The sequence below is a fragment of the Methylocaldum sp. genome, assembly GCF_039794385.1.
GTDB lineage: Bacteria > Pseudomonadota > Gammaproteobacteria > Methylococcales > Methylococcaceae > Methylocaldum.
Genome location: NZ_JBDIVO010000142.1, coordinates 1 through 11,198, shown reverse-complemented (window position 1 = coordinate 11,198; position 11,198 = coordinate 1). Strand labels below are relative to the sequence as shown.

Sequence of the window (11,198 nt, the reverse complement as noted above, 5' to 3'; positions counted from 1 at the left end):
ATCACCGATCAAAGCCCTTTAGTCCCGCACGTCGAATCAAGCAACTCCGATGCTCTTCAACTCCTATCCGTTTATTTTCTTATTACTCCCCATTTCTCTGTTCGTCTTCTTTGCCATCGGAAGCCGCGGCCACCACCGGGTTGCCATCGCCTGGCTGATCGGTGTGTCGCTCTTTTTCTACGCGTGGTGGAATCCGGCCTACTTGGGCTTACTCTTGGCCTCCATTTTGTTCAACTACGCGCTTGGAGTTTCCCTGAGCGGCGAAGGTCATTCCTCTGAGAAAAAATGGCTATTGATTTTCGGTATTGCCGCCAACTTGTCGCTCCTCGGGTATTACAAGTATGCGAACTTCTTCGTCGACAACATCAACTTCATATTCGGCGATATTCTCGGCGTGGAGACCATCATCCTGCCCCTCGGCATTTCCTTCATCACCTTTCAGACAATCGCCTATCTCGTAGACGCCTATAAAGGGGAAACCAAGGAGTATAACTTTCTCCACTTCTGTCTCTTCGTCACCTTCTTTCCCCAGCTGATCGCGGGTCCCATCGTGCATCACCGGGAAATGATGCCGCAATTCGCCCGGAATGACCTCTATCAACTGAGCGTCCGACGCCATGCCGTCGGCTTCACCATCTTCACCATCGGCCTCTTCAAGAAAGTGGTGCTGGCCGATGGCGTCGCCGCCTATGCCACGCCGGCATTCCATGCGGCCGATAGCGGCATTGCGCTGACCTTCTTCGAGGCCTGGGCGGGCGCCCTGGCCTACACCCTTCAGCTCTACTTCGACTTCTCGGGTTATTCCGACATGGCTATCGGATTAGCCCGGATGTTCGGCATTCGGCTACCCCTCAACTTCAATTCGCCCTACAAGTCGACCAATATCATCGACTTCTGGCGGCGCTGGCACATAACGCTCTCCCGTTTTATGCGGGACTATATCTACATTCCTCTCGGCGGCAACCGGAAGGGCCCGACAAGACGCCATGCCAATCTCATGATCGCAATGTTGCTCGGGGGCCTGTGGCACGGCGCCGGCTGGAACTTCGTGGTGTGGGGCGGGCTGCATGGATTCTTTCTCATCGTCAATCATGTTTGGCGATCGCTGTTCGGCGGTCGGGCAGCCGCCAGCCGGATGGGCAAGGCATTCGGCTGGACGCTGACATTCGTCGCGGTGATCGCCGCCTGGGTGCCCTTTCGCGCGGAGACGATTACGGGTACGAAGAGCATATGGCTCGGAATGATCGGAGCCAACGGCGTGTCCCTGGAACCCGAAGCCCTTCGGGTTCTCGGGCGCTTTGGCGAGTGGCTGCAGGGACTGGGAGTCACCTTCGACGGGGTCTTCGCGCACGTCGCCGGCGCGAAACCCGAGATGGCTGGCGCATGGCTATTGGCATTGTCGATATTCGTTCTGTTTTTGCCCAACACCCAGCAACTCATGCGCAACTACCATCCGGCTTTCGAAACCTATAAAGGCGAGATCCAGCGTCTTCGCTGGAGATGGATGGAATGGCGGCCGACGGTAATCTGGGCCAACCTCACCATGCTGCTCTTCGTGTTCGACGTGCTCAGCCTCACCAAGGTGAGCGAGTTTCTCTACTTTCAATTCTGAGAATCCGTGAATAAACCCGCCGCGAAGCCCGATTCCTCCCTTTTATCCCGACTCCGATCTGCCGGGCCTGCTACGATTTCTTCACGGCTTTTGGGCAAGGGCCCAGTGACGCCAAGCGAACGCCAATTCGCGGCTTATCTCGATACGATCGGTATCGGTGCCGTTGTTCTTTTGACTGTAATCATCCTGATGAATTACCTGGTAGACCCTTATTCCATTTTCGGGTCTCCAAGCTGGGAAGGGATAAATGCCAATAAGCCGGAGTTATTCAAGCAACTGCGGCTGACCAAGGCCCACGCCGTTAGAGCACGAAAACCCGACGTACTGGTCATCGGCAGCTCTCGCACCGAACACGGCCTTGATCCGGAGCATCCGGCGCTGTTCCCCGAATTTAACACCTACAACCTCGCGTTGAATGGAGCGACTATCTATGAAAATTTGCGCTACTTTCAGCACGCCAATGCAGAACGACGATTAAAGAAAGTCGTATTGGCCGTCGACTTCTTCCAATTCAATGCCTATAGACCTAATGCTCCGGATTTCACTGAGGAACGACTCTCGTCGGATGTTCACGGGGCCAAACGGAATATCGCTATAACCACGGACCTGCTGGAAACCTTGGCATCGGTTGATGCCACAACAGCAAGCCTCAAGACCCTGTTTCAACAGACCAATCGGGATAATGTGATTCTGCCGCGCGGACAAGTGGAACAGCCCGATAAAGAAGCGATCATGATGATGCACGGAGGACGGCACGAAGCGGCTCTTTATAGCGAACTGAATTACGTGACGCACCTGTATTTCCCAAGGCCACACAAGAAATTCGATTTTGTTTCGGAAGACGGAAGCACGAATACGTTTGATTACTTTCGAAGGATTCTTGAAGAGGCTCACCGGAGCAAGATTGAATTCCATATTCTGATTTCCCCGGCTCACGCACGCCAATGGGTACTGACGGCCGGCACGGGGCTTTGGGATGAATGGGAGACTTGGAAAAGAGAGATCGTCCGACTTAATGAAGAGGTCGCACGGGAACGCAGACGCAATCCCTTCCCTCTATGGGACTTTTCCGGTTTCAATACCTATACCATGGAGGCTGTACCGGCCTTGGGTGACAAGGAAACCATGATGCGGTGGTTTTGGGAATCTTCTCACTATCGGAAAGAGCTGGGTGACCTGGTGCTCGATCGCGTGTTGAATTACTCGGATCCGAATCGTCGGATCGCTGACGATTTCGGCGTTTTGCTGACTTCCGAGAATATCGAAAAGCACCTGGCGAGTATCCGCGAAGCTCATCAGCTTTATCGTCAAGCTCATAGAGAAGAAGTGGACGAGATCCAAGATCTGGTTAAGAAATATCAGAGCCAATGAACATTCCGGGTAATGAAAATCGGACGATTCAACCCACCGTAGCCATGTTCTGGCAAGCACTACGCCCTTTTCGGCCGAATGCCCGACTGATGACGGTCGTACCGAAAGGAAGAAAGGCAGTCTCATATGTCTTCCGGACCAAGAGCCTATCCCAGTAGGCTCAAGAAACCCTTCGACCGGCCTGTCCTGAGCGGAGTCGAAGGGCTCAGGGCGAACGGCTTACTGGGATGGGCTCCAAGGAGAAAGCCTTCCAAGAGAAGACCGTTCGCCAGCGCGATGCTTGACGAAGGAACTTTGGGACAGCCATCTGATCGAAAATATCGTCTTGACGGAAGTGGCCGTGAACTGGTAAACAAATTACGCCTGAAATAGGCGATATAAGTAGCGTCATTAATGGCTAATTTAGTTAATTACTGATACTTAATGCGGAGGGAATCATGAAGAAGCTACTTGCTGCGGTTTGTCTCGTCGTTGCCGCTATTGGCCTAACGGGATGTGGAAGTTCGCCTGACGGGGATTCCCAGAAATTATCGAATACAGCCGTATCCCCACAGCTATAACTAGTACGTGATCCTCCCTTCAAAAAGACCTACTTTCGAGTAGGTCTTTTTTTATGGTGCGCCCGGCAGGGCACACTCATCCAAAGGTTCGATTTGGTAACTTTGCCCGTCGACATTCCGTCTCATGGTATGAAACTTGGGTGTCCACTTGCTCCAGCTTACCTCACCGGGCACGCCACTGGTTTATCGGGAAAGGCTCCTAAAATTGGAGCCCAAACGAAAAAAGGCTTACCGACAGGCTCGATAAGCCTTTGTTTTATTGGTCGGGGCGAGAGGATTTGAACCTCCTACCACCTGCACGCCATACAGGTAAATCCACATCTCTCGCCTTCTATTAGCATCTTCTTAAATGCCTCTACAGACTGCAATATATGGGACTTTCAGAATGTGAATTATCCAGGATTGTCCGATAGGATTCACCAAAAGCCGACATTACGATTGGGACCAAAGTTAGGATCATTCTTGAGGGTCACAGCGGATTACGAGGGCGGGACCATGGCGGAATTAACCGAGAAGAAATTGCAATCACTCAAGGCCGAGGACAAAGACAAGAAACTTTCCGATGGCGGCAGCCTCCAAGGCACGGTGCGAGTGAAGTCCAACGGCAAGGTGTCCGTCTTTTTCTCAGGGCGGTACAAGTTCGACGGTAAGGCAACGGATTTGGCTTGCGGCACATGGCCGGCGGAGAAACTGACCGCAATCCGCAAAACCCGCAATCAAGCCCCGCGGATTCTCGAAGAGAGCAAAGACCCAGCCTTGGAACGCAAAGCCGAGAAACTGAAAGCTAAGGTCGAACATCAAGCCAAGGTAACCGCGTTACTGGTCCAATTGACAGGCCCGACGACACATACCTGTTCGACCGCTGGGTGAGTCTGGAACTGGCGAAGCGGAAGGAATCCAGCCGAAACGAATTGATCCGATCCTTCGAAAAGGACGTGCTCCCGGTCCTCGGCCAGCTTCCCGCCGAGGGCGTGACCAAGGCGCATGTCATGAAAGTGCTGGATAACATCCTCGCCCGTGGCGCTCACCGGTTAGCGAATCGCACTCTGTCGGAAATGCGGCAGATGTTCGGTTTCGGCTATGCCCGCGACATCGTGAAGAACGACCCGACGCACCGTCTCAAGAAGGAGGACATCGGCGGGAAGGAAACCGAGCGCGACCGGGTGCTATCCGAAGATGAAATCCGCGAACTGGCCCGAAAGATTCCCGGCGCCAATCTCTACCGACCGTCCGAGTGCGCAATCTGGATCATGCTGTCCACCGGTTGTCGGGTGGGCGACCTGATGAAAGCGACTTGGGACGAAATCGACTTCGAGGCGCGGACCTGGACCTTCACCCCGGAGAAGGACAAGACCCATATCAAGCGCACCCATACGGTTTTCCTGTCCGACTTCGCCTTGCGCCAATTCGAGCGGTTGCGCGAAGTGACCGGTTCAAGTCCGTGGCTGTACCCGGACAATTCGGGTACCAAGCCGGTGTGCAAGAAATCGATCACCAAACAGGTGGGCGACCGCCAGCGCACCGAGGCCTTGAAGAATCGCAGCAAGCTGACCGGTGCCCTGTTGCTGTCCGGCGGCCCCTGGACGCCCCACGATTTGCGCCGCACCTGCACCACGCTGATGGAGGAGCTTGGCGTCCTGCCGGACATGGCCCACCTTTGCACCTACCACCTTGAGCAGGACCGCATTAAGCGAACCTATAACCGCTCGAAGCAACAGGCGGCACAAGCAGAGGCGTGGCGGTTATTGGGGGAGCGGCTCGGCCTATTAACCCGAGACGATGCCGATAACATAGTAACTCTGCGGCGAAGGGCGTCCTGAATCCGTTCAGTCGAGAGCTGGGTGAAGCCTCATCTTTCCATAAAACTTTTCCCGACTTGGAATTATTGCCGGGCAAATTCGAGAATGGATTGAGTTTGGTCGTAGGGCGTAACAATCACGCCGGCATCTTTCAGTTCGTCTACCACCTCGCGCTTGGCTCGGCCCCGAGGAGTGAAATCATCAGGACCATGGACCGCGAAAAGAACCTTACCGGGTAACAACTGGCGCTTTCTTAGCGCATTGATGCGTACGACCCATTGGCCGCCGTGATCAATGATGCGCGCGGCGTCGGTATAGCCCAGATTGAGAGGTTTGATTATCTTCTCCGGCTTATCATCCGGCCCGGCGACAAAGGGAAATTGCGCGTGGTATTCGTCGTTACCCACACGGGCGGGGTGAAACCGATCCAGCAGCTTTGCATCGCGCAGCCAGCCGCGCACACCTTTTTCCAAAATGTGTTCCTGATATTCGCGGGTCACGAAATTGCGTTCTACGTAATACGCGTAAAGCTCTTTCAGCTTGGCCTGGGGATCGTCAGCCAAAACAACACGCGAGTCGCTAAAGCGCAGCATGGTTTCCCGTGGTTTAACGATTTCGGTCCACAATGTCAGAGCACCCATTCGATCCAGGTTTTTCATGCGGCGATCCGTACCCATCTGCTTGAGCATGCCGTCGATGCGCTCCAATTCCTCCCGAAGAGTCCGAATTGCCGCTTTATAGACCTTGGGCTCCATCTGCTCGAAAAAATTGGTCACCCGCGCATGGCGGTTGACCAGCAGCTTGAAACCAAAGAAACGCGCATTGGGTGCGAACATGACCACGCCGACGTTGGCAAACTCCCCCGTTTCGATGAAAGGCATGAAGCGGGCAATCGCGTAGTGACAAGCGGTTTTCATGGCGGCAACGACCAAAACGTTTCAGACAAGGCTCGGTTCAATAATTCCTTGATCTGGGCGAACGGAAATTCAACGGGAATCGTCTGTTCGGGATCAATGAACATCCAGGATTCCGGGAGATTATGGCAGGCTTCCTCCCAAATGCCGAGGGCATTTGCGAACCGTGCGGTGTAGACATCGCGGAGCAAGAAATCGCTGAACATTAAGGAAATATCATCGGAGAACACATGGAGTTCGACGAAATCCGCGGCCGAGAATTCTGGGTCAAAGGCCAGGTTATGGTCGATCACCACCAGCGAGCCACCATCCGCCGGGTTCCAAAGCAGGTTGGAATTGCCGCTTAAGGCTGTGAGATTCCGGTCGCCGTTATGCACCCACCAGTCAAAGGCAATGACATCCCGGCGTTGTGCCTCCGGCACTAGACTGCGATGTGCCTCGGTCAACTCCACCGCATTGACTCGGCGTGAAGCAAAAACATTCCCCGCCCCCAGGTCACGCAACCATCCGGTCAGGTCCGCCTCGATCAACTCTTCCGGCACATGGGCAATGGCATAGGGCGCGATGGGCAAGCCGAATGCCTCTCCCAGGCGGGCGCACAGCCATTCGGCGATCAGCCCCCGCCGTGTCGCGGAGCGGCCTTTCACGAAATACACCTCGCCATCGTCGCCACGGCAAACGTAAGGCTCCGTCCGGCCCTGCACGGAACGTTCGAGCACCTCGACTATGGTCAGGCTCATGCGGCGACGGTGGCTTGAGCCGGGGCCGACGCGTCACGCAGAACGGCCGCGAACAGACGGCGGCTGTCGACTTCGGTGGCTAAGCCCGAAGAAGTGTTATTGCTCTCCGTTACTACACGAACACAATCAGATGCCGGATTTATGTCCTGTCGAGCCTGCCTGCGTTTCAACTGCCCGCCTCTCCGGCCGATTTAACTTGCTGGTAGACGGCCCGCATCAAGTAGCTCGCGGCAACATTTCGGAAGGCTTCGTCGTTCATCAGCCGGACGAAGATTTCTTCGTTGCCGTCCATCCGCTCGATAAAGAGGTTTTCGAGCTGCTTGTTGAAGACGGGCGCGAAGTTTTCGATGGTGTTGGCCATCACCGCCTGCCGCAGCTTTTCGTTGGCAACGGCGGTTTCACGGACCTGGTCGAAGAAAAGTTGATCGGCAGGCGTGAACTCGGTACCGAAGCGTTCGTTAAGCTGGTCCACCAAAGTCGAGAGCTGCACATCCTCATCCGCCTGGCCGGTGCCCACCTCGGTCGGGCCATAGAGTGCCTCGGGCTCGCCCGCCTTCAGGTCGATGGCCCCTTCGCTGATTTTCTGGAGGCGGTAATACTTCAACTCCACTTCGTCGTCGACCTGAACCGTCCGGTTGTCGGTGGTGCGCGGCAGCTTGTTCAGCAGGAAACGGGCGTAGGTGTAAAGCTTCTCGTGATCGGAATCCTGATAAGGAATGATTTGCGAAACGAAGCTGTACAGATTGCGGAAACTGACCAACTGGCTCTTGAACAGGTTTTGGTCTTCCTCCCCAAGCTCCTTGAAACGCTCAATCGCCAAATCGAGCAGGCCATTCAATTTCTTGTGCTCAGCGCCGGTGGGATTGAGCCGGTTACGGAACCAAATTTCACACCAGGCACTGACCTCGGCCTCGGTATAGATTTTCCAGCCCGCCAGCGTGTGGGCCAGGTTGTTTAATTGCTGCGGGTCGGTATCTTCGCCTTTGGGGGTGAACTCGTAATACGGCTTGAAAGCGGCATAGATGTCTTCGGGTTCGTTGACGAAATCCAGAACAAAGGTATCCGTCTTACCGCGCGTGATTCGATTGAGGCGCGATAGTGTCTGCACCGCCTGGATGCCGGACAAGCGCTTGTCGACGTACATGCTGTGTAGCAGGGGCTGGTCAAAGCCCGTCTGGTATTTCTCCGCCACCAGCAGGACTTGGTATTCCTCCGTGTTGAACTTTTCCGGCAGCTCCGATTCCTTGATGCCGCCATTCATGCCCACCTCGGTGAACTTTTTGTCGCCGAATTCCTTAAGCGTAATTTCGCCCGAGAAGGCCACCAGAGATTTAACGTCGGTGTAACCCTTCTCCTTGATGTACTTGTCGAACCCCAGCTTGTAGCGCACCGCGTGTTCACGCGAATTGGTCACCACCATCGCCTTGGCGCGGCCGCCGATCTTGTGGCGGGTGTGCGTGCGGAAGTGCTCGACGATCACCTCCACCTTCTGAGCGATCTCGTAATCGTGAAACTCCACGAAACGCGCCAAGGCGCGCGCCGCCTTCCGGCGCGGTACCTCCGGATCGGTCTCGGCCTTCTGGATCAGCCTGTAGTAACGCTTGTAGCAGGTGTAATGCGCCAACACATCGTGGATAAATCCTTCCTCGATGGCCTGCCGCATGCTGTATTGATGGAACGGCGCCTTCCCATCCGGCCCCGGCTCGTTAAACACGCACAGAGTCTTGAACTTCGGCGTCGCGGTAAAGGCGAAGAAACTCAAATTGGCTTGCCTCGGGCGTTTAAGCTGTTCGCGCAGCAGCTCCCTCTTGGCCTCCTCGCTCAAACCCTCGTCGTCCATGTCCAGCAGTTGCTCGGCAATGGCCGCTTCGATGCCGTCCTTGTTCAGAATCTTGCGCAGCTCCATCGCGGTTTCGCCGCTTTGCGAGCTGTGAGCCTCGTCCACGATCACGGCAAAGCGCTTGCCGGCCGTCGAGATTGCCACCGATTTGCCTTTGGCTTCCAGCGTGCGGATGGCCTGAGTGATGAACGGAAACTTCTGGATGGTCGAGATGATGATCGGTACACCGTCGGCCAATGCCTTGGCGAGCTGCTGGGTGTCTTCGTCGATCTTCTGCACCACGCCGAGTTTGTGCTCGAACTGGAAAATCGTGTCTTGCAACTGCTGGTCCAGCACCCGCCGGTCGGTGATGACCACGACCGAATGGAAAATTTTCTCGTTATGGGCGTCGTGCAGGCAGGACAGGCGGTGGGCCAGCCAGGCAATCGAGTTCGACTTCCCCGACCCCGCCGAATGCTGAATCAGGTAGTTATAGCCCGACCCCTGCGCTCGCGCATGGTCCGTCAGGACGCGCACCGCGTCCAACTGGTGGTAACGCGGAAAAATCATGGTCTCCTTGCGATGCCGCTTGATGCCCTTGTCGGTCACCACGGCCTTTTCCTCCACGTGCAGGTGGATGAAACGCGCCAGGATGTCCATCAGGCTGTCGCGGGTGAGCACCTTGTTCCATAGGTAGGCGGTGCGCACGTCGCCTTCCGCGGGCGGATTGCCCGCGCCGTGGTTGTAGCCGAGGTTGAACGGCAGGAAGAAGGTATCCTTGCCTTCCAGCTTGGTGGTCATGAACGCCAGTTCGGTATCGACGGCGAAATGCACCAGGCAACGCTGCTTGAAGGCGAACAAGAGTTCCTTCGGATCGCGCTCGAAGCGGTACTGGTATTTGGCGTTCTCCACGTTCCAGCGCGTGGCCGACATCGGGTTTTTCAGCTCCAATGTGGCGATCGGCAGGCCGTTCACCGCCAGCACCACGTCGGGGATAGCCCCGCTCCGGGTCTTGATCTGCCGCGCGATGGTCAAGCGGTTATCGCCGTAACGCTCGGTGGCCGAAGGGTCCAGCCCGGTGTTGGGCGCGAAATAAGCGAGGCGCACCGTTTTCCCGACGCATTTGAAGCCTCCCCGCAACACCGCCAGCGCCCCCTTGGCGGCCAGTTCCTTGACCAGGCTGTCCAGCAGCATCGCCGGGGCCTTGCCCGCATCCAGTCGGGTCAGGCGCGCCCAGATTTTCGGCTGGGTTTTCTGCACAAAGGCCACAATGTCTCCGGGGAACAGCGCGGTTTCCGGGTCGTACGTGCTCGGATCGACCTTTTCGTAACCGCCGATTTCGATCAGCGCGTGTTCGATGGCGTTTTCGAAGTCGGTTTCTTTGTGCATCGTTTCCCCCGGAATGCTGGATGCTCACAGCCGAGATTTGCCGGCAAACTTACCTTGCATCCTTTCTTATGTAAATAAAACAAACTTTCCTTACCTTACGAAAAGCTCAAGGTAAGGTTCAAACACATATAAACGGTTGCGGGCCGCGCCGGTCACCTCGCGCAGCACGCCCAGGCGTATAAAATCGCGCAGCAGAGCATTGACGGTGGGGTGCGACAGCCTAAGCTCTTGTTCAAGATAGGCCGCCGTCACCATCGGCTTGCGATACAACACATTCAAGGCTTGCCGGGCGTTGGGGGTTCGTTTCCCAAGCTGTAAGAGCTGCTGCTCAACTTGGTTACGCAGCGCCAGTATTTGCTGAAAGGTGTCCCTACCCTTGGTGGCGGTTTGGGCAACTCCGCTGAGAAAAAAACGCACCCAGTGTATTAGGTCGTTGGATGATCGCACACGCATCAAGGCATCGTAATAACTGGCTCGGTTGCGTTCAAAAAAGTCCGACAAATACAGCGAAGGCTTGCTCAGCAAGCCGTGGCTGATCAGATACAGCGGAATCAGCAAGCGGCCAATACGCCCATTGCCATCCAGGAACGGATGCACCGTCTCAAACTGATAATGGCTGATCGCCGCGCGTATGAGGTGCGGCACGACGATGTATTCGTTGTGCCAGAACTTTTCCAAATCGCTCATCAACTCCGGCACGCTGTCATGGTGTGGCGGAATGAAGGTGGCATCGGCCAGGCTGGAGCCGCCGATCCAGTTCTGGCTGGTGCGGAACTCGCCGGGTTGCCTGTGTTCGCCACGCACGCCGCGCATCAAGATGGCATGAGTCTGCTTGAGCAGCCGATTCGATAGCGGCAAGTTGTTCAACTCGGCTACGGCAGTGTTCACGGCGTCGATGTAATTTCGCACCTCCCGCCAGTCGTCGCGCTTTTCTGGCCTGATCTGCTCTTCGGGCATCAAGGCTTCGTCAATGCCGGTTTGCGTGCCTTCGATT

The 11,198-nt window shown here is 55.8% G+C and carries 8 protein-coding genes; 4 read left to right on the top strand and 4 right to left on the bottom strand.

The window, feature by feature from the left end; translation table 11 throughout:
• Window positions 1-49 precede the first annotated feature (49 nt).
• From ABJK70_RS13210 to ABJK70_RS13195, 4 genes are all read left to right on the top strand, one after another.
• A complete protein-coding gene (locus tag ABJK70_RS13210) occupies window positions 50-1,612 on the top strand; it encodes an MBOAT family protein (protein ID WP_347258205.1) in 1,563 nt (520 codons plus the stop codon).
• A gap of 105 nt (window positions 1,613-1,717) precedes the next feature.
• Complete coding sequence (locus ABJK70_RS13205) at window positions 1,718-2,983, top strand: hypothetical protein (RefSeq protein ID WP_077732233.1); 1,266 nt, start codon at window positions 1,718-1,720, stop codon at window positions 2,981-2,983.
• A 1,055-nt stretch (window positions 2,984-4,038) separates the two neighbouring features.
• Window positions 4,039-4,413, top strand: a complete 375-nt coding sequence (locus ABJK70_RS13200; RefSeq protein ID WP_347258204.1) for an Arm DNA-binding domain-containing protein — start codon at window positions 4,039-4,041, stop codon at window positions 4,411-4,413.
• A complete protein-coding gene (locus ABJK70_RS13195; protein ID WP_347258203.1) occupies window positions 4,410-5,363 on the top strand; it encodes a site-specific integrase in 954 nt (317 codons plus the stop codon). The genes ABJK70_RS13200 and ABJK70_RS13195 overlap by 4 nt, the downstream gene beginning before the upstream one ends.
• Before the next feature lie 62 nt (window positions 5,364-5,425).
• Here the strand turns inward: ABJK70_RS13195 and ABJK70_RS13190 are convergent, their stop codons facing one another.
• From ABJK70_RS13190 to ABJK70_RS13175, 4 genes are all read right to left on the bottom strand, one after another.
• A complete protein-coding gene (locus tag ABJK70_RS13190) occupies window positions 5,426-6,259 on the bottom strand; it encodes a DUF3037 domain-containing protein (protein WP_347258202.1) in 834 nt (277 codons plus the stop codon).
• The gene (locus ABJK70_RS13185) at window positions 6,256-6,996 is read right to left on the bottom strand and encodes a HipA family kinase (RefSeq protein WP_347258201.1); all 741 of its coding nucleotides are present in this window, start codon (window positions 6,994-6,996) and stop codon (window positions 6,256-6,258) included. The genes ABJK70_RS13190 and ABJK70_RS13185 overlap by 4 nt, the downstream gene beginning before the upstream one ends.
• Before the next feature lie 166 nt (window positions 6,997-7,162).
• On the bottom strand, window positions 7,163-10,204 hold the full coding sequence (locus ABJK70_RS13180; protein WP_347258200.1) for a type I restriction endonuclease: 3,042 nt from the start codon (window positions 10,202-10,204) through the stop codon (window positions 7,163-7,165).
• A gap of 90 nt (window positions 10,205-10,294) precedes the next feature.
• The coding region (locus ABJK70_RS13175; protein ID WP_347258199.1) for a Fic family protein at window positions 10,295-11,198 on the bottom strand (904 nt) is incomplete at its 5' end.